This window comes from Cupriavidus necator N-1 (assembly GCF_000219215.1).
Lineage (GTDB): Bacteria > Pseudomonadota > Gammaproteobacteria > Burkholderiales > Burkholderiaceae > Cupriavidus > Cupriavidus necator.
The window spans coordinates 977063-1001591 of sequence record NC_015726.1 but is presented as its reverse complement, the minus strand read 5'-3'; the positions used below and the strand labels follow the sequence as shown (position 1 = coordinate 1001591).

The 24529-nt window shown below is 68.4% G+C and carries 23 protein-coding genes and 1 riboswitch; of the genes, 17 read left to right on the top strand and 6 right to left on the bottom strand.

From position 1 onward, the window contains the following. Positions 1-99 precede the first annotated feature (99 nt). The 10 genes from CNE_RS04745 to CNE_RS04700 all read left to right on the top strand — a co-directional run bounded on the left by CNE_RS04745 (position 100) and on the right by CNE_RS04700 (position 7584). On the top strand, positions 100-666 hold the full coding sequence (locus CNE_RS04745; protein ID WP_013956001.1) for an RNA polymerase sigma factor: 567 nt from the start codon (positions 100-102) through the stop codon (positions 664-666). Continuing rightward, complete coding sequence (locus tag CNE_RS04740) at positions 663-1094, top strand: DUF3619 family protein (protein ID WP_013956000.1); 432 nt, start codon at positions 663-665, stop codon at positions 1092-1094. Before CNE_RS04745 ends, CNE_RS04740 begins: the two co-directional genes overlap by 4 nt. Position 1095: 1 nt before the next feature. Then, positions 1096-1878, top strand: coding sequence for a DUF3106 domain-containing protein (locus CNE_RS04735; protein WP_013955999.1), 783 nt, complete (start codon positions 1096-1098; stop codon positions 1876-1878). A gap of 120 nt (positions 1879-1998) precedes the next feature. Continuing rightward, the gene (locus tag CNE_RS04730; protein WP_013955998.1) at positions 1999-2535 is read left to right on the top strand and encodes an RDD family protein; all 537 of its coding nucleotides are present in this window, start codon (positions 1999-2001) and stop codon (positions 2533-2535) included. After that, positions 2532-3512 (top strand): esterase/lipase family protein, encoded by a 981-nt coding sequence (locus CNE_RS04725; RefSeq protein WP_013955997.1) that lies wholly within the window; start codon positions 2532-2534, stop codon positions 3510-3512. Before CNE_RS04730 ends, CNE_RS04725 begins: the two co-directional genes overlap by 4 nt. Before the next feature lie 113 nt (positions 3513-3625). Beyond that, positions 3626-4603, top strand: a complete 978-nt coding sequence (locus tag CNE_RS04720; protein ID WP_013955996.1) for a UDP-2,3-diacylglucosamine diphosphatase — start codon at positions 3626-3628, stop codon at positions 4601-4603. A gap of 61 nt (positions 4604-4664) precedes the next feature. Continuing rightward, positions 4665-5786 carry a glycosyltransferase family 4 protein gene (locus CNE_RS04715; protein WP_013955995.1) on the top strand — a complete coding sequence of 374 codons (1122 nt, stop codon included), beginning with the start codon at positions 4665-4667 and terminating at the stop codon, positions 5784-5786. After that, positions 5713-6198, top strand: coding sequence for a diacylglycerol kinase (locus CNE_RS04710; RefSeq protein ID WP_013955994.1), 486 nt, complete (start codon positions 5713-5715; stop codon positions 6196-6198). Before CNE_RS04715 ends, CNE_RS04710 begins: the two co-directional genes overlap by 74 nt. Before the next feature lie 103 nt (positions 6199-6301). After that, positions 6302-7003, top strand: a complete 702-nt coding sequence (locus CNE_RS04705) for a TetR/AcrR family transcriptional regulator (RefSeq protein WP_013955993.1) — start codon at positions 6302-6304, stop codon at positions 7001-7003. After that, on the top strand, positions 7000-7584 hold the full coding sequence (locus CNE_RS04700; RefSeq protein ID WP_013955992.1) for an LOG family protein: 585 nt from the start codon (positions 7000-7002) through the stop codon (positions 7582-7584). The genes CNE_RS04705 and CNE_RS04700 overlap by 4 nt, the downstream gene beginning before the upstream one ends. A gap of 24 nt (positions 7585-7608) precedes the next feature. On the opposite strand, the gene CNE_RS04695 is transcribed toward CNE_RS04700, so the two are convergent. The 5 genes from CNE_RS04695 to CNE_RS04675 form a co-directional block, all read right to left on the bottom strand. Then, complete coding sequence (locus tag CNE_RS04695) at positions 7609-8205, bottom strand: DUF924 family protein (protein ID WP_013955991.1); 597 nt, start codon at positions 8203-8205, stop codon at positions 7609-7611. 43 nt (positions 8206-8248) lie between these two features. Then, positions 8249-8665, bottom strand: a complete 417-nt coding sequence (locus tag CNE_RS04690) for a group II truncated hemoglobin (RefSeq protein ID WP_010809157.1) — start codon at positions 8663-8665, stop codon at positions 8249-8251. A gap of 24 nt (positions 8666-8689) precedes the next feature. After that, entirely contained in the window at positions 8690-11296 is a 2607-nt protein-coding gene (locus CNE_RS04685) for an ABC transporter permease (RefSeq protein WP_013955990.1), read from the bottom strand. 76 nt (positions 11297-11372) lie between these two features. Next, positions 11373-11975 carry a DUF4126 domain-containing protein gene (locus CNE_RS04680; protein WP_013955989.1) on the bottom strand — a complete coding sequence of 201 codons (603 nt, stop codon included), beginning with the start codon at positions 11973-11975 and terminating at the stop codon, positions 11373-11375. Positions 11976-12096: 121 nt separating this feature from the next. Then, on the bottom strand, positions 12097-13194 hold the full coding sequence (locus tag CNE_RS04675) for a substrate-binding domain-containing protein (protein ID WP_013955988.1): 1098 nt from the start codon (positions 13192-13194) through the stop codon (positions 12097-12099). Positions 13195-13339: 145 nt separating this feature from the next. Here CNE_RS04675 and CNE_RS04670 point away from each other — a divergent pair, with 145 nt between their 5' ends. After that, the gene (locus tag CNE_RS04670; protein ID WP_013955987.1) at positions 13340-14182 is read left to right on the top strand and encodes a substrate-binding domain-containing protein; all 843 of its coding nucleotides are present in this window, start codon (positions 13340-13342) and stop codon (positions 14180-14182) included. 26 nt (positions 14183-14208) lie between these two features. Here CNE_RS04670 and CNE_RS04665 read toward each other — a convergent pair whose 3' ends face one another. Further along, the gene (locus tag CNE_RS04665) at positions 14209-15156 is read right to left on the bottom strand and encodes a LysR substrate-binding domain-containing protein (RefSeq protein WP_010809162.1); all 948 of its coding nucleotides are present in this window, start codon (positions 15154-15156) and stop codon (positions 14209-14211) included. A 232-nt stretch (positions 15157-15388) separates the two neighbouring features. Between CNE_RS04665 and xdhA the strand changes: the two genes are divergently transcribed. From xdhA to CNE_RS04635, 6 genes are all read left to right on the top strand, one after another. Continuing rightward, complete coding sequence (gene xdhA, locus CNE_RS04660) at positions 15389-16891, top strand: xanthine dehydrogenase small subunit (RefSeq protein WP_013955986.1); 1503 nt, start codon at positions 15389-15391, stop codon at positions 16889-16891. Positions 16892-16916: 25 nt separating this feature from the next. Continuing rightward, positions 16917-19265, top strand: a complete 2349-nt coding sequence (gene xdhB / locus CNE_RS04655; protein WP_013955985.1) for a xanthine dehydrogenase molybdopterin binding subunit — start codon at positions 16917-16919, stop codon at positions 19263-19265. A 181-nt stretch (positions 19266-19446) separates the two neighbouring features. After that, positions 19447-20436 carry a xanthine dehydrogenase accessory protein XdhC gene (gene xdhC / locus CNE_RS04650; protein WP_013955984.1) on the top strand — a complete coding sequence of 330 codons (990 nt, stop codon included), beginning with the start codon at positions 19447-19449 and terminating at the stop codon, positions 20434-20436. Positions 20437-20491: 55 nt separating this feature from the next. Next, positions 20492-21547, top strand: coding sequence for an adenosine deaminase (locus tag CNE_RS04645; RefSeq protein ID WP_013955983.1), 1056 nt, complete (start codon positions 20492-20494; stop codon positions 21545-21547). Positions 21548-21623: 76 nt separating this feature from the next. Beyond that, positions 21624-22946: a guanine deaminase gene (gene guaD, locus CNE_RS04640; RefSeq protein ID WP_013955982.1), complete on the top strand. Its 1323-nt coding sequence runs from the start codon at positions 21624-21626 to the stop codon at positions 22944-22946. 193 nt (positions 22947-23139) lie between these two features. Next, positions 23140-24315 carry a fatty acid desaturase gene (locus CNE_RS04635; RefSeq protein ID WP_013955981.1) on the top strand — a complete coding sequence of 392 codons (1176 nt, stop codon included), beginning with the start codon at positions 23140-23142 and terminating at the stop codon, positions 24313-24315. A 47-nt stretch (positions 24316-24362) separates the two neighbouring features. Then, positions 24363-24523, top strand: a riboswitch (yybP-ykoY riboswitch). The last annotated feature ends 6 nt before the right edge of the window (positions 24524-24529 follow it).

The window sequence follows — 24529 nt, the reverse complement described above, 5'->3', positions numbered from 1 at the left end:
TTGCTAGCATCGCAGCACCTTGAATGTGCCACGGGTCGTACGCAGCACATTCACCAGAACCGGGCATTTGTCCCGCAGCAACGAGCCGCAACCGCCTGAATGGCCACCGACCAGGAACTGTCCGATTTTCTTACCAGCGTCGAGCGCCGCGCCTTCAAGCAGGCCGTATTTGCGGTCCGCGACGACGAGGCCGCGCTGGATATTGTCCAGGACGCCATGATCAAGCTGGCCGAGAAGTACGGCGACAAAGGCGCCGCCGAGCTGGCGCCGCTGTTCCAGCGCATCCTACAGAACACTATCCACGACTGGTTCCGCCGCCAGAAGGTGCGCAACACCTGGGTCTCGCTGTTTTCCAGCCTGCGCACCGACCGCGACGGCGACGACAATGACCTGCTGGAGACGCTGGAGGCACAGGCCGGCTCTGAATCGGCCGAAAGCAGCGCCGACAAGGTCGAGCGCGCCCAGGTCATGCATATCATCGAGCAGGAAATCCAGCGCCTGCCGACGCGTCAACGCGAGGCGTTCCTGATGCGTTACTGGGAAGATATGGACGTCGCCGAAACCGCCGCCGTAATGGGCTGCTCCGAAGGCAGCGTCAAGACGCACTGTTCCCGTGCCACGCATACCCTTGCGCAGGCCCTGCGCGCACGGGGGGTCCGACTATGAGCAGAAACGACAAAGAAATCCACGAACGCCGGTTTGCCCATGAGATTCGGGCGGCACTTGATGCCGGCACCGACGACCTGCCGACCGACATCACCGAACGGCTCGCCGCTGCGCGCCGGATGGCGGTCGCCCGCAAGAAGGCCGAGGCACCCGTGCTGGTCCCGCAGCTGGCCATGCCTGGCATGCACGCCCCGCTGTTCGATGAAGACAGCTCGCCGCTGCACCGTGCCGGCGCCTGGCTGCGCCGCCTTAGCCTGATCTGGACGCTGGTGGCGCTGGCCGCCGGCCTGATGGGCATCTATCACTGGCAGGAGCAGAAGCGCATCGAGGAACTGGCCGATATCGACGCCGCCATGCTGCTCGACGACCTGCCGCCCACGGCCTACGCCGACGAGGGCTTCCACGTATTCCTGAAGCGCGGGCAATAGCATGGCGCGTGCAATGTTCCACCCCGACGCCTTGCGCCGCCGGCTGGCCGCGCTGCTGGCCGGCGCCGGCGCAGCCGCCTGCTGGGGCCTGCTGCCGCCCGCGGCGCATGCGCAGGGGGCTTCCGCGGTGACAGCGCCTGCCGCCGCGCAGGCAACCAATGCCCGGCCAGCCTGGGCCGACCTGAGCCCGGTCAACCAGCGCATCCTGGCCCCACTGCAGCCGCTGTGGGACAGCCTGCCGGAGCTGAACCGCCACAAATGGCTGCGCATCGCCGAGCGCTACCCGAAGTTCTCCCCGGCCGAGCAGGCCCGGCTGCAGGCGCGCATGTCGGAATGGGTCAAGATGACCCCGCAACAACGCCGGCTGGCGCGCGAGAACTACCAGATCACCCGCTCGCTGCCGGCCGAGAAAAAGGCCGAGGCCTGGGACAAGTACCAGCAGCTGCCTGAAGAGCAGAAAAAGAAGCTGGCCGCCACCGATCACGTGCCGCGCCGGCCTGGCGCTGTCAGTGCGCTGCCCAGCGGCAAGCGCCTGCCCAGCGACACCAGCCGCCAGCTCCACCGCGAGCCGAAAACGGCCAGCGCCGCAGCGGGCCACAGTGGCCACACTGCCGGCAAGCCCGCCAGCGAAGCCCAGGCGCAACCTGCCTCCGCGCCCGCTGCCGTGACCGCCGCCCCGGCCCCGGCCGCCTCGGCGCCTGCGGCGCTCGGCGTACCCGCCTCCGCAGCCGAGGTCGCCACCGAAGCGGCAGCCGCAGCTTCTGACCCCACCATGCGCCAGTAATCCCCAAGTCATTTGGCATAATGGCCGTCTCACGCCGGCCAGCGAAGCAAGGCCGGCCCCGACTGACCAGCGCCAGCACCACCATGCCCCCGTGCGCCAGCCCAGCTTTCTTCGCCTTCCATGCCCGCTGCCACCCTCGATCCCAAGCCCGCCGCAGCCGCCCGCCCCGCCGCCCCGCCCTTGCGCCGCCGCATCGCCTGCATGCTCTATGAAGGCGTGCTGCTGTTCGGCGTGCTGAGCGCCTCGACCGCGGCCTACCTGCTGGTGCGGCCGCTGCTGCAGAAGCTTGGCGTGGACGGGCCGCTCGTGATCCAGGTGTGGAGCTTCCTGGTGATGGGCCTGTATTTCACCTGGTTCTGGCAACGCAACGGCCAGACCCTGGCCATGCAGACCTGGCGCATGCGCGTCGAAAACGCTGCCGGCGTGCCGCCGCGCTGGCCACAGGCGGCGCTGCGCTACGTGCTGGCATGGCTGTGGCTGCCGCCATCGGCGGCGGTCGGCCATCTGCTGGGGCTGGTCAAGGGGCCGTTCGTAGGGGTGCTGTGCGCCGGCCTGCTGGTCTGGGTCCTGCTGGCGTGGCTGGATCCGCGCCGCCAGTTCCTGCACGACCGCCTGGCCGGCACGCGGCTGACCGACCTGCGCCCGCCCAAGCCATGAGCCTGTCGGCTGCCGGCATCCGCCGCCTTGCGGTGACCTTGCAGGCAGCCGCCGCGCTGGGCATCGCCGCCGGGCTGGTGCGGCTGGGCGGCTGGCCATGGCCCGGCGCGGTCGCCGCCGGCGTGGCGGCCATCCTCGGCAGCTTCGCCTGCGGCATTGCCTTCGCTTTCGCCCTGAGCGGGCGCGGTCTGTGGGTCGGGCGCGGCAATCACCCGCCCGCACCACCGGTTGAACTCGCCGCCACGCGCCGGCCGCTGCGCCTGCCTGAGGCGTTGCGCTGCTTTGCGGCCGAGTGCGTGGCCGTCCTGCGCATGTTCGACTGGCTGCAGCCATTCCGCGCGCACGCGCCCTTTGCCGCACCGCTTGACGCCCTGCCTGGCCGCGACGCCCCGCCGGTGCTGCTGGTGCATGGCTACGCCTGCGGGCAGGCCATCTGGCTCGACATGCAGCCGGCGCTGGCCGCCGCCGGCTACCGCTGCGAAGGGATCGAGCTCAAGCCGGTGTTCGGCGATATCGACGACTACGCACGCGCGCTGCTGGCCGCCATGCGGCGCATCACAGCCGAAGCCGGGCGCCCGCCGCTGCTGGTCTGCCACAGCATGGGCGGCCTGGCCGCGCGCGCCGCGCTGCAGCTGGCGGGCGACGAAGACGTCTGCGCCGGCGTGGTGACGCTGGGCAGCCCCCACCACGGCAGCGCGCTGGCGCGCTTTGGCGGCGGCCCCAATGCGCGCCAGATGCGTTGCGGCAGCGCCTGGCTGCGCGCGCTCGCCGCCGCGGAAACCCCGCGCCGCCGCGCGCGCATGATCTCGATCTTCAGCTGGCATGACTCGATCGCCGGGCCGCCCTGCACCGGCTGGCTCGATGGCGCCGGGCATATCCCGCTGGCCGGCATTGGCCACGTCACGCTGCTGCGCCATCCCGCGGCCGTGCGTGCGGTACTCGACGCCCTCGCAGAGCTGTCCGCCCGCGGGCACTGACACTAGCCCGGGCTGTTCCACTTCCGCCACGATTCATATGTCAGTCATGTTTCCGTCACGGCACCGTCATCGCAGGCTGGCTGAATGCAGCCATCGCCGCAACCGGGACTGCCATGGTGCAAGCAATCCGATCTGCCCGCGGGTATCTGTCGAAGACCGCGCAACTGACGCAATGGCTGCGCCGCAGCCCTGAGAGCGGCAGCGCCGCGCCGCTGACCGCCTTTATGGCGCCGGCCCTCGATGCCGCCGCGCTGGCGCCCCAGCGCGAACAGCAGCAGACCTACCCGCCCGAGCCGCACCCGATCCAGCGCTACCGCGCCATCTGGCTGTCGGACATCCACTTGGGCACGCCCGGATGCCAGGCCAACTACCTGCTGGACTTCCTCAAGCACAACGAGTCCGAGCAGCTCTACCTGGTCGGCGACATCATCGACGGCTGGCAGCTGCGCCGCGGCTGGTACTGGCCGCAAAGCCACAACGACGTGGTGCAGAAGCTGCTGCGCAAGGCGCGCAAGGGCACTGAAGTGATCTACGTGCCCGGCAACCACGACGAGGCCGCGCGCCAGTTCGACGGCATGGCCTTCGGCGACATCACCGTGCGCGAAGAAGCGGTGCACGTCACCGCCACCGGGCGCCGGCTGTGGGTGGTGCACGGCGACCTGTTCGACGGCGTGGTGCAGCACGCGCGCTGGCTGGCCTACCTGGGCGATTCGCTGTACACGGTGATCCTGGCGTTGAACCGCCACTTCAACCGGCTGCGCGCGCGCCTGGGCTTCCCGTACTGGTCGCTGTCGCAGTTCCTCAAGCACCAGGTCAAGAACGCGGTCAACTACATCGGCGCCTTCGAGAGCGCGATGGTCGATGAAGCGCGCCGCCGCGGCTGCGACGGCGTGGTCTGCGGCCATATCCACAAGGCCGAGATCCGCGAGGTCAACGGTCAGCTCTACTGCAACGACGGCGACTGGGTCGAAAGCCTGTCGGCGCTCGTCGAGACCATCGAAGGCGAGCTGAAGATCGTCTACTGGACCACGCTGCTGGACGCGCCGGCCCCGGCCACGCGCCGCCGTCGCCGCGCCGCTGTGGCGGGCTGATTCCGGCCTGCCACCCTTTGCCCCATCCGCATTGCCCTTCCACCGCGCCCGAGGAGGCTGCATGAAGATCCTGATCGTCACCGATGCCTGGGAACCGCAGGTCAACGGCGTGGTGCGCACGCTCAAGTCCACCCGCCGCGAACTGGAGGCCATGGGCCACACGGTCGACATGATCACGCCGCTGGAATTCCGCACCGTGCCGTGCCCGACCTACCCCGAGATCCGCCTGTCGCTGTTGCCGGCGGCGCGCGTGCAGCGCCGCATCGAAGCCTTCGCTCCGGACGCCCTGCATATCGCCACCGAAGGGCCGCTGGGCCTGGCCGCGCGGCGCCACGCGATCCGCCGCCGGCTGCCCTTCACCACGGCCTACCACACGCGCTTTCCGGAATATGTGCAGGCACGCTTCGGCATCCCGCTGGCATGGACGTACCGCTTCCTGCGCTGGTTCCACGGCCCGGCCCGGGCAGTGATGGCGCCCACCCCGGTGGTGCTGGACGACCTGCGGCACTATGGCATCACCAACGCCGTGCTGTGGACGCGCGGCGTGGACCTGGACGTGTTCACGCTGCAGCGTCCCAATGTGCTCAACACCGCCCACCCGATCTTCCTCTACGTGGGCCGCGTGGCGGTGGAAAAGAACGTCGAGGCCTTCCTGGCGCTGGACCTGCCCGGCTCCAAGTGGGTGGTCGGCGACGGCCCGGCGCTGTCGGGGCTGCGCGCGCGCTATCCGGGCGCCAACTACCTGGGCGTGCTGAGCCAGCCCGAACTGGCCCGGGTGTATGCTTCGGCTGATGTGTTCGTGTTCCCGAGCCGCACCGACACCTTCGGGCTGGTGCTGCTGGAAGCGCTGGCCAGCGGGCTGCCCGTGGCCGCCTATCCGGTCACCGGCCCGATCGATGTGCTGGGCGACAGCCCCGCCGGCGTGATGCACGAAGACCTGCGCGAAGCCTGCCTGGAAGCGCTGCGCATCGACCGCGCCACGGCCCGTGCCCACGCCGAGCGGTTCTCCTGGCGCGCCGCCTCCGAGCAGTTCCTGGCCCATCTTCGGCCGTTCGCTCCCGGCAATCCAGGCCGGGACAGCGCAGCGGCCCAATCCGCCCCGCAAAACCATGTCCAAACCCCATCCGGAACTGCCGTCCGACCCGCCTCTACAGAGGCCGCCGCAGGCAGTCCAGAGCGCTGAGTATTCGATCGAGCAGAATCCCCACAAGGGCAATCGCGGCCTGACGCGCGCCTGGCATGCGGCCATCAATTCGCTGTCGGGCCTGCGCTATGCGGTGCTCGAGGAAAGCGCATTCCGCCAGGAGCTGACGCTGGTGGCAATCCTGGCGCCGTGGGCGTTCCTGCTGCCGGTGGGGGTGGTCGAGCGCATCCTGCTGCTGGCCACGCTGCTGGTGGTGCTGATCGTGGAGCTGCTCAACTCCAGCGTCGAGGCGGCGATCGACCGCATTTCGCTGGAGCGGCACAACCTGTCCAAGCGCGCCAAGGATTTCGGCAGCGCCGCGGTGATGCTGGCGCTGGTGCTGTGCGGTGGCACCTGGGCCGCCATCGCCGGGCCGCACGTGGTGCACTGGGTGCGGACGCTGGCGGGCTGATCCGTCACTCGCCGGGGATGCCGGACGGGGTGGCCGGGCCGATTGCTTATAATCGCTACCCTGCCCCCCCGACTTACCGATCGCACCGATCGCCCGGACGCCCATGGAACCGAAACCGCAAACCGGCCCCCGCCGCACCAGGGACCGCATCCTCGACGTCTCGCTGCGCCTGTTCAACGAAGTCGGCGAACCCAACGTCACCACCACGACGATTGCGGAAGCCATGGAGATCAGCCCCGGCAATCTCTACTACCACTTCCGCAACAAGGACGACATCATCAACTCCATCTTCGTGCGCTTCGAGCAGGAGATGGAGCGGCGCCTGAAGATGCCGGACGACCACAAGGCCACGCTGGACGAAAGCTGGGGCTACCTGCAGTACATGTCCGAGTTCCTGTGGAACTACCGCTTCCTGTACCGCGACATCAACGACCTGCTGGCGCGCAACCGGATGCTGGAGACCAACTTCAAGCGCATCGTCGAGCAGAAGAAGCGCTTTGCGCACGAGATCTGCCGGCAGTTCATCGAAGACGGCGAGATGGAAGCCACGCCCGATCAGGTCGAGGCCATCTGCACCAACATGGTGGTGATCGCCACCTACTGGCTGTCGTTCCAGTTCGTGCAGCATCCGCGCCAGTACAACGACCCCGAGCAGATCCGCGGTTACCTGCACGGATCGAGCTACCACATCTTCTCGATCCTGGCGCCCTACCTGCGCGGCCGGGCCCGGGATGCATTCGACCAGCTGGCGCGCGACTACGCGGCAGCCAAGGCCGCAGCCGACGCGGCAAAGGAAGCAAAGTGAAATCTGTCTGCGTGTATTGCGGGTCCAGCCCCGGCAACCGTCCTGAATACGCCGAAGGCGCGCGCATGCTCGGCCGCACCCTGGCCGAAAGCGGCCTGGCGCTGGTGTACGGCGGCGGCAAGGTGGGCCTGATGGGCATCGTCGCCGACGCCGTGATGGAACACGGCGGCAGCGCCATCGGCATCATCCCCGACGCGCTGATGCAGAAGGAAGTCGGCCACCGCGGCCTGACCGAGCTGCACGTGGTGCGCAACATGCACGAGCGCAAGCAGATGATGGCCGACCGTGCCGATGCCTTTATCGCCATGCCGGGCGGCGTGGGCACCTTCGAAGAGCTGTTCGAGACTTTCACCTGGCTGCAGCTGGGCTACCACGACAAGCCGGTGGGCCTGCTGAATGTCGCCGGGTTCTACGACGGCCTGCTGGGTTTCCTTGCGCACGCGGTGCAGGAAGGCTTCATGAAGCAGGTGCATGCCGACCTGCTGCATGTGGCAGACACGCCCGCCGGCCTGCTCGGCCAGTTGGCGGCCGCGCCGCGCGTGCGCGTCGACAAGTGGCAAGAGGCGCGCGACAAGACCTGAGCGCGCCCCTGCTGCCGGCCTGGTTCAGAACGACGAGCCCGGCTGCCGCAGGAACGCCAGTTCCTGCTCAGTGCTCTGCCTGCCCAGCACCGCATTGCGGTGCGGGAAGCGGCCAAAGCGCGCGATGATCGCGCGGTGCTTCCCGGCCCACTCCACCACATCCACCACCCCGCCGCTGGCCTCGCGCAGCTGCGTCATCAGGCGCACCGCCTCATCCTGGTCCTCCAGCGCCTCGGAATGCTCGAACGGCATGTAGCAGAACATGCGGTGGTAGTCCGTCGGCAGCTTGCGGTCCATGCCGGTGGCGACGATGCGCCTGGCCAGTGCCAGCGCCAGCGCATCGCTGCCAAAGCTGCACGGATCGTTGCGGAACATGTTGCGCGGGAACTGGTCCAGCAGCACCACGCGCGCGCAGGCGCCTTCGGGCGTGACCGACCAGTCGTCCGGGGCCCCGTCGCAGGCGACCTGCCAGTCGGACAGGAAGTTCGTGCGGATCTGCGCATCGAAGGTGTCCGACTTGGTGAACCATTGCGGGCGCTCGGTATTCCAGGCGGCGGAACCGGGCTGTCCGAACCAGAAATCGAGCAAGCGCAGGGCGTCTTCAGGCAGTTGGTCTGTCATGGGCTGGAAAACCTTTCGGTGGAAGGAAAGGAGCAGCGGCGCCTCAGCGCGCCACGTTGCGCATCCAGTCGGCGGTCTGGAAGAAGGCCTGCATCAGGCGCAGCTGCAGGTCTTCAGACAGGCCGATATCCTGCATCGCCAGCGCCATGCAGCGCATCCACTGGTCGCGCTCGCTCACGCCGATCTCGAACGGCATATGGCGCGCGCGCAGGCGCGGATGGCCGAAGCGCTCGATAAAGTGGTTGGGGCCGCCCAGCCAGCCGCACAGGAACCAGAACAGCTTGTCGCGCGAGCCCTCCAGCGAGGGCGGGTGCAGCGCGCGCAGCCCGGCGAACTGGGTCTCCAGGTCCATCAGGTCGTAGAAGCGGTCGACCAGCTCGCGCACGCGCGCTTCGCCGCCCACCAGTTCAAATGCAGTCACCTCGGCCGTGCCGGGCTTGTCGTTGGATTCAGTACTCATCACACACTCAAACAGCGTAGCCACTCAGGCATCACGCAAAGTCGCCAGCGCGGGCTGGCGCAGCACTTCGCGCAGGCCCAGCCAGCCGCCGGCAAAAGCGCACAGCATGCCAGAAACCACGCCCACCGGCACGATCCAGGCATTGAAGCGGTACGGGAAATCGAAGACGAACTGCGACAGGCCCCAGCCCACCGCGATCGCGCCCAGGCTGGCCAGGAATCCGGCCAGGCCGCCCACCACCAGGAACTCGGCGTACTGGGTCTCGCGCACCAGCGCGGCCGAGGCGCCCAGCGCCTTGAGCAGGCCCGCGTCGCGCATGCGCTCGTCACGCGCGCCGGACAGCGCCGCGTACAGCACGGTCACGCCGGCGGCCAGCGTGAACACAAAGAGGAACTCCACCGCCGCGATCACCTGGTCCAGGATGTCCTGGATCTGGCGCAGGATCAGGTCGGTATTGACCACGGTGATGTTGGGGAAGGCCGCGATCAGCCGGTTGCCCAGCGCCGCGCTGGCGGGCGGCAGGTGGAACGACGTGATGTAGGTCTCCGGCAGCCCCTGCATCGCCTGCGGCGGCAGGATCACGAAGAAATTGACGCGCATCGAGCCCCAGTCCAGCTTGCGCAGCGAGGTCACGCGGGCCTGCACCGCCTGGCCGGCCACGTCAAAGCGCAGCGTGTCGCCAAGCCGGATGCCTAGCGTCTTGGCGATGCCCTCTTCCACCGAAGCGCCGGCGTCCGGGCCGTTGGACCAGCGCCCGGCAATCACGCGGTTGCCCTCGGGCAGCGCATCGGTATAGGACAGGTTGAATTCGCGCTCGACCAGGTTGCGCGCGCGCCCGTCCTCGAAGCTGTCGCCGCGGATGGCGCGCTCGCCGATATGGGTCAGGCGCCCGCGCACCATCGGGTAGAGCAGGTCGTTGATGCCGGCGCCGGCCAGCATCTGGCGCAGCGGCTCGCGCTGGTCCGGCTGGATATTGATGATGAAGCGGTTGGGCGCATCAGCCGGCGTGGCTTTGCGCCAGGAATCGACCAGGTCGTTGCGGGTCATGCCGAGCAGCAGCAGCGCCATCAGCCCCACCGCCAGCGCCACGGTCTGCAGCACCGTGACCGCCCGGCGACGTTCCAGCACCGCCAGCGCAAAGCGCCAGCCCATCGCCGCGCGCCCGCGCAGGCGCCCCCGCAGCAGGCGCGACAGCAGCGTCAGCAGCCCCAGCGCCAGCACCGCGAAGACCACGCCCGCGGCGACAAAGCCGCCCGCCGTGGTCAGCCCCAGCCGCAGGTCGCGCGCCGCCACCAGCAGCAGCGCGACAAAGGCGCCCAGGCCCAGCGCATAGGCCACCCAGGCCGACACCGGCGGCAGCCCGATATCGCGGCGCAGCACCCGCAGCGGCGCCACCCGTGTCAGCGCCAGCAGCGGCGGCAGCGCAAACCCGGCCAGCAGCACCAGCCCGGCCAGCACGCCCACCAGTGCCGGCAGCAACGACGGCTGCGGCAGCGACACCCGCAGCAGCCCGCCCAGCGACAGCAGCAGGCCATAGTGCGCCAGGTACCCGAGCAGCACCCCGACGAGCGCGCCCGCCGCCCCCACCACCAGGAACTCCAGGCCGAAGGTGCGCAGGATCTGCCCGCGCGACAGCCCCAGGCACTTGTAGACCGCGCAGGCATCGGTGTGGCGCTGCATATAGCGGCGCGCCGACATGGCAATGGCCACCGCCGCGATCATCGACGACAGCACCGCCACCAGCGACAGGAAGCGCTCGGCGCGGTCCAGCGTGGCGCGCATCTGCGGCTGGCCCGATTCCAGCGACTCGACCCGGGTATTGCGCAGCTTGCGGCGACCGATCTCGTCCTGCGCCCATTTCTGGAAGGCAGCGCCGGCGGCGTCGGGGCCGGCCACCAGCAGCCGGTAGGTCACGCGGCTGCCCCAGCCGATCAGCCCGGTGCTGTCCAGGTCTGACAGCGGCATCAGCACGCGCGGCGCGAAGTTCATAAAACCGGTGCCGCGATCAAGCTCCTGCGTGATGATGCGGTCGATGCGGAAGCTGCGGCTGCCCAGTTGCAGGGTGTCGCCCACGGCAACCCCCAGTGCGCCCAGCAGCGCCTCGTCGACCCAAACGGTGCCCGGCGCGGGAATGCCTTCGGCGGGCGCATCCGGTACCCCCGCCGCACTGGCCACCTTGAGCTTGCCCCGCAGCGGGTAGCCGTCGGTCACCGCCTTGAGCGCGGCCAGCTGGCTGGGGGCGTCACCGCCGGACGGCGCCTTGCCATTGGCGGTAGCCATGCTCGGGAAGGTGACGGTCTGCGCCACGGCCAGCCCGGCCGCTTGCGCACGCTGCGCAAAGGCGGCATCGAAGGGCTGGTCAGCCACCAGCAGCACGTCGGACGCGATCATCTGGCGCGCGTCGCGCTCCAGGCCCAGCCGCATGCGGTCGGCCATGAAGCCCACGCTGGTCAGCGCGGCCACGGCCAGCACCAGCGCAAAAAGCAGCAAGTAGAGCTCGCCGGCAATCCAGTCGCGCCGCGCCATGCGCAGCGCCTGGCGCCAGGCGGAGAAGCGGCCGCCGTGCGCGGGGCGCGTGCCCGCGGGGTTGGCGGCCGTGGCCGGGGCTTCGATGGCGGACTCGGGAGGCATCGGTTGGTTTGGTTCCTGGTTTCTGGCGGCGGCGCGCCTCGGGTCAGTCGAAAGCAAAGCAGGAATTGCCGGGAAGCTAGCGGGGTGTGCCAGGCCGCTCAGTCCTGCCGCGCAGGCTCGCATGCAGCCGGCGCACGCCGCGCCACAATTTCGGCAGCAGCCACACCGACACCAGCAGGAAGACCACCAGCAGCACCAGGAACACCACCGGCAGGAAAAACGCCAGCAGCAGGCTGCCGGTCGCGGTCACGTCTTCCGTGAATGAGGCCGTCCAATTGGAGAACGGTTCCGGCGAGACATTGATCAGCGCGCGCGTGCCGGCCTTGACCGCATGCGCGGTGCCGGCCAGCGTGCCGCCGATCAGCCCTGCCGCCACCATCCACTGCGGATCCAGCTGGCCGAAGGCGGCGGCGGCCAGGATCGCGCCCGCGGGAATGCGGATGAAGGTATGGATGCCGTCCCAGACGGTATCGAATGCGGGCACCTTGTCGGCGACGAATTCGGCCACGGCCAGCACGGCGGCCACGCCGATGACCCACCAGGATTCCAGCGGCTGCAGCCCGGGCGGCAGGTCCAGCCAGCCCAGGCGCGCCAGCACGCCGGCGGCCAGCACCGCAAGGTAGAGGCGAAAGCCGCTGGCCCAGGACATGCCCGCGGCCAGCGCGGCGGTTTCCAGCATGGCGCTCCTTGCAAGAGTCTGGCGCAAGCCGATGCAAACCACGGCGCGCCTGGCAGGGAGTGTAATACGGACCGGGCCGCGCAGCCGCGCGCCCGTCGGCGTCATGCCGCCTGGCTCGCCCTCAGTTGTCTTCCTTGCCGTCCGGCCCGAACCACGGCAACGCCTCCTGCGGCATCAGGATGCCGGCCGGCTCGGCCATGGTGTAGCCGGGCAGCGCCTCGATGCGCCGGGCAAAGGCCGGGTCGGCCAGCAGCGCCAGCAGTGCTGCCATCCAGCCGGCGGTCTGGTCGTTCTTGCGCAGCGCCAGGTAGTAGGCCTCGCGCGTCAGCGGCACGAAGGCCAGCCCGTGGGCTTCGGCATTCATGCGCAGCCCGAAGCCCACCTGCGCGCGGCCGCCGTGCACGGCCTCGGCCACCTTCTCGTTGCTGAACTCGGTCTCGTCGTAGCCGGCGATCTGGTCCGGGTACAGGCCCTGCGCGGCCAGCAGCTGGTCGAACAGCATGCGCGTGCCCGAACTGCGCTGCCGGTTGACGAAGCGCGCCTGGGTGCGCGCCAGGTCGCGCAGGTCATGCACCTCGCGCGCCACCTCCGGCGCCAGGATCAGGCCCTGCTCGCGCCAGGCCAGCCGCAGCAGCCGAACCGCGGCCGGCCGCAGCCACTTGCGCAGCGTCACATGCGCGACCGAGCCCGCGGTCTGCACCGGCGAGACATAGAAGCCGGCCAATTCCGACTGCCGCTCCTGCAGGCAGATCAGCCCCTCCACGCTGCCGCAGAACACCGTATCGAGCTGCAGCGGGGTTCTTGCCACGCCCAACGCGGCGGCCAGCACCTCCACCGCGGGGTCATGGCTGCCGGTGAAATGCACCTGCGACTGCGGCTGCTGGGCATCGTCCAGCTCGGCAATGAAATCCGCCATGGCCTTCTGCACCACCGGCTCGATCGATTCGCGCAGCCGCAGTTCGGCGCGCAGCAGGCGTTCGCCAAAGCGCGTCAGCGAGGCGCCGCGGCCGCGCTCCATATCGAGCATGCTGCGCCCGAGCATTTCCTCCCAGGTCCGCATCACGCCCCAGGCGTGCCGGTACGACAGGCCGATCTCGCGCGCCGCGCGGTGCAGCGAGCCGGTCTCGCGCACGGCCTTGAGCAACTGGAAGACCTTCCCGTTGGCGCGCGGATTGTCGTCAGGCGCGATCACGGGAAACAGGTCAAAGCGGAAGGTCATATGTCCTCCGCAGCATATTTACTTGTCGATCTCGGCTGGACCACAATGAATACCCCATTTTTACGTTCTTTTGCCGCATTCTCCATGAGATCCAAAGGCAAAAGCAATTATGTCCAACAGAACATAATACAAAGGAGCCCACTGCATGTCGCCTCGCCTTGCCCAACGTCTGCGCCGCCCTGTGCGCCATCTCGTCGCGATTGCCTGCGTAGGCCTGCTGTCGGCGGCCCATGGCGGGGAACTGAAGCTGGCCACCACCACCAGCACCGAGAACTCGGGCCTGCTGAAGTACCTGCTGCCGCGCTTCGAGCAAAAGGCAGGCGTCAGCGTCAAGGTGATCGCGGTCGGCTCGGGCAAGGCCATGAAGATGGGCGAGATGGGCGACGTCGACGTGCTGCTGGTGCACGCGCGCAAGATGGAAGACGCTTTTGTCGCGGCCGGCTACGGCGTGAACCGCCGCGACGTGATGTACAACGATTTCATTGTGGTTGGCCCGGCCACCGACCCGGCAGGCCTCAGGAGCACTCAGGGCGGCAAGGACGTGCTGGCGGGGTTCCGCAAGCTTGCCGGCAGCGGCAGCAAGTTCATCTCGCGCGGCGACAACTCCGGCACCGACGTTATGGAGAAGGACTACTGGAAGCAGCTCGGCATCGAGCCCAAGGGCCAGCCGTGGTACGTCAACGCCGGCCTGGGCATGGGCGAGGTGCTGACCATGGCCGCGCAGATGCCGGCCTATACGTTGTCGGACCGCGCCACCTATGGCGCCTATCGCGCCAAGACCGGCCTGGCCATCGCCATCGAAGGCGATCCGAAGATGTTCAACCCGTACGGGATCATCGCGGTCAATCCCGCCAGGCATGCGGGCATCAACCATACGGATGCGATGAAGCTGGTGGAGTGGATCACGTCAAAGGAAGGACAGGACGCGATTGCCGGGTACAAGGTGGAAGGCGAGCAGCTGTTCTTCCCAAGCTACAAGGCAAAGTAAGCCCCTCGCCTGCTGCCCCGGCCTGCTCAGCCGGCCTCTGCCTCCAGCCGCGGCAGCTGCGGCAGATCCGCCGCCACCTCGGCGATCATCCGCCGGATCCACATCACATCCGGCGCCGCGTGGCAGCGCTCATGCCACAGCTGGTAGAAGCGCATGCGCGGGAACGACACCGGCGACGGCACCATGCGGATCGGCAGGTACTGCGCGTAGTGCGCGGCAAACTGCCGGCCGGTGGTAAAGACCATATCGGTCTTCATCAGCACATATGGCACCAAGCCGAAATACGGCAGCGTGACCTGGATATTGCGCTTATAGCCCTGCTCGGCCAGCGCCTGGTCGATCATGCTGCGCTGCATCGACGCATAGGGCGCCGGGGCCAGGTGCGGCATCTCCAGGTAATGCTTGAGCGTTAGCCCCTTGCGCGCCAGCGGATGCTGCGCGCCCAGCATGCACACCACCTCGTCGTCGAAGAGCGGCGAGATATGCAGGTGCTCCGGCGGCGACAGCCAGTTGCCGACTACGATATCCAGCTGCCCCTGCTCCAGGTCGTCCAGGAAGTCCGACGACGACGTCATCGGATGCACGAACAGCTTGGCGCCCGGCGCCAGCCGGCGCACGCGCTCGACGATATTGGGCAGGAAGAAGGCATCCAGGTAGTCCGGCGCGCCCAGGTGGAAGGTGCGTGTAGTGGTGGCCGGGTCGAACTGCTGCGGCGGGCGCGCGATGCGGTCCATCGCCGCCAAGCTCTGCTCGGCCAGCGCCAGCAGTTCGCGGCCGCGCTCGGTCGGCACCATGCCGTTTTTGCCCCGCACCAAAATGGCATCGCCGGTGATCTCCCGCAGGCGCTTCAGGGTATTGCTGATGGCGGGCTGGGACTGGCCTAAACGCACGGCCGTGCGGGTCACGCTCTGCTCGGTCAGCAGGGTGTGAAGCACCCGCAGCAAATATGTATCGAGATGGTCGCGTCCGTGCATGGCGATGGCGGCCCTCCGGCGGGGGCCGGATGGGTGGCGTGGGGGATGGGAACGGCGCATAGTGTATGACAGGCGCCCCACAAACGGTCAAATCACCTCCTCCAGGGGGGCGCCCGCCGGTGCGGCGGGGCACCAATCGGGGCCGCGCGCTGATGGGGCATATCACCTGGGCCGAATATTGCATGAAAGCCCAGGGTGCTATGTTTCCGCCATCACCAAGAGAGAGAAGACCATGGAGACGCAAACCATCCGCTTTTTCCACCGCGGCCAGGTCACGGAAGTATCCGACGCCCCCATTACCCGCACCGTGCTGCAGTACCTGCGTGAAGACGCGCGCTGCACCGGCACCAAGGAAGGCTGCGCCGAAGGCGACTGCGGCGCCTGCACCGTCGTGGTCGGCGAGCTGCAGGACGGCGGCGATGTCGAATTCAAGGCGGTCAACGCCTGCATCCAGTTTCTGCCCACGCTCGACGGCAAGGCCCTGATCACGGTCGAAGACCTGCGCCAGGCCGACGGCAACCTGCACCCGGTGCAGGAAGCCATGGTCGAGTGCCACGGCTCGCAGTGCGGCTTCTGCACCCCCGGCTTCGTGATGTCGCTGTGGGCCCTGTACCAGCAGCACACCCCGGGCGGCGAAGCGCCCCCGCGCCAGACCATCTGTGACGCGCTGACCGGCAACCTGTGCCGCTGCACCGGCTATCGCCCGATCATCGACGCCGGCGAGCGCATGATGGCCCTGCCCGCCCCCACCGCGGACAAGCTCAACCCGAAGCAGATCGCCGACACCCTGCGCAACCTCAAGCGCGGCGAGACCTTCCGATACCGCGCCCAGGGCCAGGAATTCTTTGCCCCGCGCACCGCGGCCGAGTTCGGCGCGATCAAGGCGGCACAGCCCGATATCCGTATCCTGGCCGGCAGCACCGACGTGGGCCTGTGGGTGACCAAGCAGTTCCGCGAGCTGGGCAACCTGCTCTACGTGGGCCAGGTGGAAGACCTGAACCACATTGAGGAGCGCGACGGCATGGTCGAGATTGGCGCCGCCGTGACGCTGGAAAAGGCCTACGCCGCACTCAACACCGCGCACCCCGAGCTGGAAGAGATGTGGAAGCGCTTTGCCTCGCTGCCGATCCGCAATGCCGGCACGCTGGGCGGCAATATCGCCAACGGTTCGCCGATCGGCGATTCGATGCCGGCGCTGATCGCGCTGGGCACGGAAGTGGTGCTGCAGCACGGCGAAACGCGCCGCACGCTGCCGCTGGAAGACCTGTACCTGGCCTACCAGAAGACCGCGATGCAGCCGGGCGAATTCGTCGCCGCGCTGCGCGTGCCGGTGGCCGGCCCGCAGCACTTCCGCACCTACAAGCTGTCCAAACGCTTTGATGAGGATATTTCCGCCGTGTGTGCTGCATTCGGCATCACCGTGCAGGACGGCATCGTCACGCAGGCCCGCATCGCCTTCGGCGGCATGGCCGCCACGCCCAAGCGCGCCGCCGCCACCGAGGCGGCCCTGACCGGCCAGCCGTGGAATGAAGCCACCGCCCGCGCCGGCATGGCCGCGCTGGCGCAGGACTACACGCCGCTGTCCGACATGCGCGCGACCGCGTCGTACCGCAGCCGCGGTGCCGCCAACCTGCTGTACCGCTTCTGGCTGGAGACCCGCGCCGAAGCGCTACCCGCGGCAGCCGTCAACGTCCGCGCCATCGGCGCCGGCGCCACTGAAACCGCCACGGCCTGAGCCAGAGAAATAGGAAAGCATCGGCATGAACAAGCAAACCGAACCCTTCCTGCTCGACGCCACCGCCGAACAGGTCCCGCAGGTCGGCATCTCGCGTCCGCATGAATCCGCCCACCTGCACGTGGCCGGCACCGCCACCTACACGGATGACATCCCCGAGCTGGCCGGCACGCTGCACGCCGCGCTCGGCATGAGCACCCGCGCGCACGCCCGCATCAAGTCGGTCTCGCTCGACAAGGTGCGCGCCGCGCCTGGCGTGGTCGACGTGCTGACGGTGGACGACATCCCGGGCACCAACGACTGCGGCCCGATCATCCACGACGACCCGATCCTGGCACGCGACGTGGTCCAGTTCATCGGCCAGCCGATCTTTATCGTGGTGGCGACCTCGCATGACGCCGCCCGCCGCGCCGCCCGCCTGGGCGAGATCGACTACGAAGACCTGCCCCCGGTGCTGTCGCCGCAAGCGGCGCACGAGGCCGGCAGCTATGTGCTGCCGCCGATGCACCTGACGCGCGGCGAGCCCGCCGCGCGCATTGCCGGCGCGGCCCACCAGGACAGCGGCAAGATCCACCTGGGCGGCCAGGAGCAGTTCTACCTGGAAGGCCAGATCTCGTACGCCGCGCCGCGCGAGAACGACGGCATGCAAGTGTGGTGCTCGACCCAGCACCCGACCGAGATGCAGCACGCGGTGTGCCATATGCTCGGCTGGCAAGCGCACCAGGTGCTGGTCGAATGCCGCCGCATGGGCGGCGGCTTTGGCGGCAAGGAGTCGCAGTCGGCGCTGTTCGCCTGCTGCGCGGCGCTGGCCGCCTGGAAGCTGATGTGCCCGGTCAAGCTCCGCCCGGACCGAGACGACGACATGATGATCACCGGCAAGCGCCATGACTTCGTGTTCGACTACACCGTGGGCCACGACGACGAAGGCCATATCGAGGGCGTGAAGGTCGAAATGGTGTCGCGCGCCGGCTTCTCGGCCGACCTGTCGGGCCCGGTGATGACCCGCGCCATCTGCCACTTCGACAATGCCTACTGGCTGCCGAACGTGCAGATCGACGGCTACTGCGGCAAGACCAACACGCAGAGCAACACCGCCTTCCGCGGCTTCGGCGGCCCGCAGGGCGCGTTCGCGGTCGAGTACATCCTGGACAATGTCGCCCGCACGGTCGGCAAGGATTCGCTGGACGTGCGCCGCGCCAATTTCTACGGCAAGACCGAGAACAACGTCACGCCCTACGGCCAGACCGTTGAAGACAACGTCATCCACGAGCTGATCGACGAACTGGTGGCCAGCAGCGAATACCGCTCCCGCCGCGAAGCCACGCGCGCCTTCAACGCCACCAGCCCGGTACTGAAGAAGGGCATCGCCATCACCCCGGTGAAGTTCGGCATCTCGTTCAACGTGGCCCACTTCAACCAGGCCGGCGCGCTGGTGCACGTCTACAACGACGGCTCGGTGCTGGTGAACCACGGCGGCACCGAGATGGGCCAGGGCCTGAACACCAAGGTGGCGATGGTGGTGGCGCATGAGCTGGGCATCCGCATGGAACGCGTGCGCGTGACCGCGACCGATACCAGCAAGGTGGCCAATACCTCGGCCACCGCAGCTTCCACCGGTGCCGACCTGAACGGCAAGGCCGCGCAGGACGCCGCCCGCCAGATCCGCGAGCGCCTGGCCGTGTTTGCCGCGCGCAAGGCCGGCGTGGAGCCGTCCGAGGTGCGCTTCAACGATGACCTGGTCAGCGCCGGCGAGCTGCGCCTGGCGTTCGGCGAGCTGGCGCGCGAAGCCTACGTGGCGCGCGTGCAGCTGTGGTCCGACGGCTTCTACACCACGCCCAAGCTGCACTGGGACCAGAGCAAGCTGCAAGGCCGCCCGTTCTACTACTTCGCCTACGGTGCCGCGTGCTCCGAGGTGCTGGTCGACACGCTCACCGGCGAATGGAAGCTGCTGCGCGCCGACGCGCTGCACGACGCCGGCCGCTCGCTGAACCCGGCGATCGACATCGGCCAGGTCGAAGGCGCCTTTATCCAGGGAATGGGCTGGCTGACCACCGAGGAACTGTGGTGGAACAAGGACGGCAAGCTGATGACGTACGCCCCGTCCACGTACAAGATCCCGACGGTCAACGACTGCCCGGAGGAATTCAACGTGCGCCTGTTCCAGAACCGCAACGTCGAGGACAGCATCCACCGCTCCAAGGCCGTGGGCGAGCCGCCGCTGCTGCTGCCGTTCTCGGTGTTCTTCGCGATCCGCGACGCCGTGGCTGCCGTTGGCGACTACCGCATCAACCCGCCGCTGAAGGCCCCGGCCACCAGCGAGGCGATCCTGGATGCCGTCGACGCCGTGCGCGAAGCCGCGGCACAGCCAGCCTGAGCCGGCTGAACGATCGCAGGAAGCGCGCGCCTGCTGGCGCCCCCGGACTTTCCCCCCTTGCCCGCATTGACGGGCAAGGGGCCGGTGGAAGAAGCAGGCGCGCGCCACCCTTGCGATGACATGGCGCAGGCAGCACCACAGCATCAAGCAGCAACCAGGCAATACCGACAAGGCCCCCGACATGCAGGACGCACCGCTCAAACCCTTCCGCTTCGCCGACGCCGCCCGCATGGTGCGCGCCGGCGTGCCGGTGGCAATGGTCACCATCGTCGAGGTCAAGGGCTCGGCCCCGCGCGAGGCCGGCATCCGCATGCTGGTCAGCGCCGACGACCTGGTCGGCACCATCGGCGGCGGCCACCTGGAGTGGCGCGGCATGGATATCGGGCGCGAGATGCTGGTGCGCGGTGAACAACGCCGGATCGAGCGCATTCCGCTCGGGCCGGCGCTGGGCCAGTGCTGCGGCGGCGTGGTGCAGCTGGCGTTCGAGGTCCTTGGCAAAACCGACCTGCACTGGCTTGACGCGGTCGAACGCAATTTCACTGCCGGCAAGGCACTGCAGCGGCAGGTGCCGGCCACCGGCGCGATCACCCATGGCGACAGCCATGCCGTGATCCCAGGCGTAACGCTGCACGCCGACGGCAGCTGGACCGATACGCTGGTGCCCGACACCATGCACGTGGTGCTGTTCGGCGCCGGCCATGTCGGTCATGCGCTGGTCAAGGTGCTGGCCACGCTGCCGTGCCGCGTGCACTGGGTCGACGAGCGCGACACGCTCTTCCCCGGCGGGCTGCCCGACAATGTCGAGGCCGAGGCCAGCGACACGCCCGAGGCGGTAGTGGCGCAGGCGCCCGCGGGCAGCTACTTCCTGGTCATGACGCACAGCCACGCGCTGGACCAGACCCTGTGCGAGGAAATCCTCAAGCGCACCGACTTCGCCTACTTCGGGCTGATCGGTTCCAAGACCAAGCGCGCGCGCTTTGAACACCGCATGGCCGAGCACGGCATCGACCCGGCCCGGTTTGCGGAAATGACATGCCCCATGGGGGTTCCCGGGATTACCGACAAGGCTCCGGCTATGATTGCGGTAGCCATCGTCGCCCAGCTGCTCCAGGTCCGCGAACAGCGCCTTGCCGCGCTGCGTCTGGGCCGCCCGGAGGCGGTGCATCCCTGAACCCGTGCCGCCGGCCCCGCCGGCAGGCACAGAAATGCCCAGAAACGAGGCCCCCATGACCATCGATGCCGCGCTCGCGGAACAGATCCGCCGCACTCCCAAGGCCGAACTGCATGTGCATATCGAAGGCACGCTTGAACCGGAACTGATCTTCCGGCTGGCGCAGCGCAACCAGGTGGCGCTGCCCTACCCCAGCGTCGAGGCGCTGCGCGCCGCCTACGCCTTTACCGACCTGCAGTCGTTCCTGGACATCTACTACGCCGGCGCCAGCGTGCTGCTGACCGAGGAAGATTTCTTCGACATGACCATGGACTACGTCAAGCGCGCCGTCGCCGACAACGTCCGCCACGCCGAGATCTTCTTCGATCCGCAGACCCATACCGCGCGCGGCGTTCCCATCGGCGTGGTGATCGACGGCATCGCCGATGCCCTGGCCCAGGCGCGCACCGAATATGACTTCTCCAGCAGCCTGATCCTGTGCTTCCTGCGCCATCTGCCGGAGGAAGACGCCTTCGCGACGCTGGAAGCGGCGCTGCCCTACCGCGACCGCTTTGTCGGCGTGGGCCTGGATTCGTCCGAGCAAGGCAATCCGCCCGAGAAGTTCGCGCGCGTATTCGCCAAGGCGCGCGAGCTGGGCCTGCACCTGGTGGCCCACGCGGGCGAGGAAGGTCCGGCGCAATACGTCACCGACGCCCTCGACATCCTCAAGGTACAGCGCATCGACCACGGCGTGCGCGCCATCGACGATCCGGCGCTGGTGGAACGCCTGGCGCGCGAGCGCGTGGCGCTGACCGTGTGCCCGCTGTCCAACGTCAAGCTCAAGGTCTACCCGGACCTGCGCGACCACCCGCTCAAGCGCATGCTCGATGCCGGCGTGGTGATCACGCTGCATTCGGACGATCCGGCCTACTTCGGCGGCTATATGAACGCCAACTGGGAAGCCACCTTCGACGCGCTGCCGCTGGACGCGGCCGATGCCCACAAGCTTGCCCGCAACAGCTTTGAAGCGGCCTTCCTGCCTGCCATGCAGAAGGCCGAATTCCTGGCGGAAGTCGACCAATTCTGGTCGAGCCCGCCCAAGTCCCCGCCCGCAACGGCCCCAGCGGCCTGAGCGCGGCGCATGCCAATAGCCCGGCCCGCTGCTTGAACCATGCCGTTCCGCGCGGGCCGGCCACAAGAGACAAACCATGACGACCAACCCCAAGACTGACTCCCTCACCCGTGCCATTCGCGGCCGCGTGCTGCATTTCCTGCGCGATCCGCAATTCCATGAGGACGCGTATCAGTATTGGGACGACGGGGTGCTGATCGTCACCAACGGGCGCATCGCCGCCGCAGGCGACTACACGCAACTGGCTGCGCGCATTCCGGCCGACGTCGAGATCGTCGACCACCGCGGCAAACTGATCGTGCCCGGCTTTATCGACACCCACGTGCACTACCCGCAGACCGACATGATCGCGTCGCCGTCGCCGGGCCTGCTGCACTGGCTCGACACCTACACCTTCCCCGAAGAGCGCCGCTTTGCCGACCCCGACTACGCGCGCGGCGTGGCCGGCTTCTTCACCGAGGAACTGCTGCGCAACGGCACCACCAGCGCGGTGGTCTGGAGCACGGTGCACAAGGCCTCGGCCGAGGCCCTCTTTGCCGAAAGCGAGGCGCGCAACCTGCGCATGGTCACGGGCAAGGTGATGATGGACCGCAACTGCCCGGAATTCCTGCGCGATACGGCCGAGACCGGCGCCCGGGACTCCGCCGACCTGCTGTCGCGCTGGCATAACAAGGGACGCCTGGCCTACGCCATCACGCCGCGCTTTGCCCCGACCTCGACCGAGGCGCAGCTGGCCGCCTGCGGCGAGCTGGCGCGCGCCTACCCGGACGCCTTTATCCAGACCCACGTGGCCGAGAACCGCGACGAGGTCAAATGGGTCGCCGAGCTGTTCCCGGACGCGCGCAGCTACCTGGACGTGTACGACCGCTACGGCCTGCTGCGCCCGGGCGCGATGTACGGCCACGCCATCTACCTGGACCAGGACGACCGCCGGCGCCTGGCCGACAGCGGTGCCGCGGTGGCGCATTGCCCCACCTCCAACCTGTTCCTGGGCAGCGGCTTCTATGACTTCCACCAGTCCGACGCCAACCGCCTGAATGTGACGCTGGCCACCGACGTCGGCGGCGGCACTTCGTTCTCGATGTTCCGCACCATGAACGCCGCGCACAAGGTGGCGCGCATGGGCGGCTACTACCTGACCGCCCTGCGCATGTTCTACCTGGCCACGCGCGCCGCGGCCGAGGCGCTGGGCTGGACCGACCGCGTCGGCAGCTTTGGCGTTGGCTGCGAGGCCGACTTCATCGTGCTGGACCCCAAGGCCACGCCGCTGATCGCCCGCCGCAGCAACCGCTCGGAAACGCTGGAAGAGGAGCTGTTCGCCTTTGCCATGCTGGGCGACGACCGCCTCATCGACAGCGTCTATGTGATGGGCGAGGCCGCCCACGTGCCGGCCGCCTGATCCGTCACCTGGCCAGCAGCCGCCCGCCGCCATGCGGCGGGCGCGCTTTTACCCTTTTACCGCTTCGCCCCCGCCTCCGGCTTGACGAGCGTCAAGACCGTCTCCGACAAAGCCTTCTAACCTTGCGGTTCCGCCGCGGCCGTTCTGCGTGCCGTGCGCCCATACCCATCCGACCGCAATCAGAAGGTTCTGCATGACCGCATCCCAATCCGCCGCTCACGCCCCTGAGCGCGCCCATGGCCCGCATGACGTGCCCCATGCCGCGCGCAAGGGTGCGCCCAACCACGCCCCGCTTCCGGCGCCGATCGCACCGGACGCCCCGCTGCCCTCGCGCAAGATCATCCGCGGCTGGCTGATCCCGCTGGGCCAGCGCAGTACCCCGCGCGCACTGCTGCTGTTCGCCTTCGACTACCTGCTGTTCGGCGCCGTGCTGGCCGGCGTGGTGCTGGCGCAGCACTGGGCCGCCAAGCTGGCGCTGGGCGTGCTGGCCGGGCTGATCATCGCGCGCCTGTTTATCATCGGCCACGATGCCTGCCACCAGAGCCTGACCCCGCGCCGCGGCCTGAACAAGTGGCTGGGCCGGCTCACCTTCCTGCCCTCGCTGACGCCCTACAGCCTGTGGGAAGTCGGCCACAACGTGGTGCACCACGGCTACACCAACCTGAAGGGCTTCGACTTCGTCTGGGCGCCCTACTCGCTGGAAGAATTCAACGCGCTGCCGCGCTGGCGCCGCGTGATGGAGCGCATCTACCGCACCGGCTTCGGCCCGGGCCTGTACTACCTGGTGGAAATCTGGTGGTGCAAGATGTTCTTCCCGAGCAAGCGCCAGATGGCCACGCGCCGCCCGATCTTCACCGGCGACTGTGTGCTGGTAGCCGCCTTCGGGCTGGCCTGGATCGGCGCGCTGGCTGGCCTGGCACTGGCCACGGACCAGTCCGTCTGGATGCTCATCGGTGCCGGCTTCGTGCTGCCCTTCCTGGTCTGGAACGTCACCGTCGGCTTCGTGCTGTACGTGCACCACACCCATACCAGCGTGGCCTGGTATGACACCAAGGCCATGTGGGCCAAGGCGCAGCCCTTTGTTTCGACCACCGTGCACCTGCGCTTCCGCCACGGCATCGGCGCCGCGCTGCACCACATCATGGAACACACCGCGCACCACGTCGACATGAGCGTGCCGCTGTACCGCCTCAAGCGCGCCCAGGCGCTGCTGGAGCATGCGCTGCCGGGCCGCATCATCATCGAGAACTTCTCCTGGCGCTGGTATTTCGACACCGCGCGCCGCTGCAAGCTCTATGACTTCAAGGCCCTGTGCTGGACCGATTTCCGCGGCCGCCAGACCAGCGACAACGCGCCTGTACCCGCCTGAGGATGCAGGCCATGTGGCGGGGGCCAGGTGGACGCCTGCCCCCGCTGCCGTTATAATTGGCGCCCCCATTGGGGAGTAGCCGCCCTGCTCTCACCGCGCCGCGCAATGCGGATTCCGGGGGACAGGGGCGCACGTCAACAGACTTGACCGCTTGCGGTTATGGCGTGCGCAGCTCCGGACCCGCCCGGCCGTGTACTGATACGGACCCGGCAGC

Bases quoted from the DNA above. Each gene is read 5' to 3' on its own strand.
- CNE_RS04685 (WP_013955990.1), bottom strand. From the start codon at position 11,296: ATGCCTCCCGAGTCCGCCATCGAAGCCCCGGCCACGGCCGCCAACCCC.
- CNE_RS04725 (WP_013955997.1), top strand. From the start codon at position 2,532: ATGAGCCTGTCGGCTGCCGGCATCCGCCGCCTTGCGGTGACCTTGCAG.
- CNE_RS04680 (WP_013955989.1), bottom strand. From the start codon at position 11,975: ATGCTGGAAACCGCCGCGCTGGCCGCGGGCATGTCCTGGGCCAGCGGC.
- CNE_RS04710 (WP_013955994.1), top strand. From the start codon at position 5,713: ATGTCCAAACCCCATCCGGAACTGCCGTCCGACCCGCCTCTACAGAGG.
- CNE_RS04645 (WP_013955983.1), top strand. From the start codon at position 20,492: ATGACCATCGATGCCGCGCTCGCGGAACAGATCCGCCGCACTCCCAAG.
- CNE_RS04635 (WP_013955981.1), top strand. From the start codon at position 23,140: ATGACCGCATCCCAATCCGCCGCTCACGCCCCTGAGCGCGCCCATGGC.
- CNE_RS04745 (WP_013956001.1), top strand. From the start codon at position 100: ATGGCCACCGACCAGGAACTGTCCGATTTTCTTACCAGCGTCGAGCGC.
- CNE_RS04695 (WP_013955991.1), bottom strand. From the start codon at position 8,205: ATGACAGACCAACTGCCTGAAGACGCCCTGCGCTTGCTCGATTTCTGG.
- CNE_RS04690 (WP_010809157.1), bottom strand. From the start codon at position 8,665: ATGAGTACTGAATCCAACGACAAGCCCGGCACGGCCGAGGTGACTGCA.
- xdhC (WP_013955984.1), top strand. From the start codon at position 19,447: ATGCAGGACGCACCGCTCAAACCCTTCCGCTTCGCCGACGCCGCCCGC.
- CNE_RS04715 (WP_013955995.1), top strand. From the start codon at position 4,665: ATGAAGATCCTGATCGTCACCGATGCCTGGGAACCGCAGGTCAACGGC.
- CNE_RS04735 (WP_013955999.1), top strand. From the start codon at position 1,096: ATGGCGCGTGCAATGTTCCACCCCGACGCCTTGCGCCGCCGGCTGGCC.
- CNE_RS04665 (WP_010809162.1), bottom strand. From the start codon at position 15,156: ATGCACGGACGCGACCATCTCGATACATATTTGCTGCGGGTGCTTCAC.
- CNE_RS04720 (WP_013955996.1), top strand. From the start codon at position 3,626: ATGGTGCAAGCAATCCGATCTGCCCGCGGGTATCTGTCGAAGACCGCG.
- CNE_RS04740 (WP_013956000.1), top strand. From the start codon at position 663: ATGAGCAGAAACGACAAAGAAATCCACGAACGCCGGTTTGCCCATGAG.
- CNE_RS04730 (WP_013955998.1), top strand. From the start codon at position 1,999: ATGCCCGCTGCCACCCTCGATCCCAAGCCCGCCGCAGCCGCCCGCCCC.
- CNE_RS04705 (WP_013955993.1), top strand. From the start codon at position 6,302: ATGGAACCGAAACCGCAAACCGGCCCCCGCCGCACCAGGGACCGCATC.
- guaD (WP_013955982.1), top strand. From the start codon at position 21,624: ATGACGACCAACCCCAAGACTGACTCCCTCACCCGTGCCATTCGCGGC.
- xdhA (WP_013955986.1), top strand. From the start codon at position 15,389: ATGGAGACGCAAACCATCCGCTTTTTCCACCGCGGCCAGGTCACGGAA.
- xdhB (WP_013955985.1), top strand. From the start codon at position 16,917: ATGAACAAGCAAACCGAACCCTTCCTGCTCGACGCCACCGCCGAACAG.
- CNE_RS04675 (WP_013955988.1), bottom strand. From the start codon at position 13,194: ATGACCTTCCGCTTTGACCTGTTTCCCGTGATCGCGCCTGACGACAAT.
- CNE_RS04670 (WP_013955987.1), top strand. From the start codon at position 13,340: ATGTCGCCTCGCCTTGCCCAACGTCTGCGCCGCCCTGTGCGCCATCTC.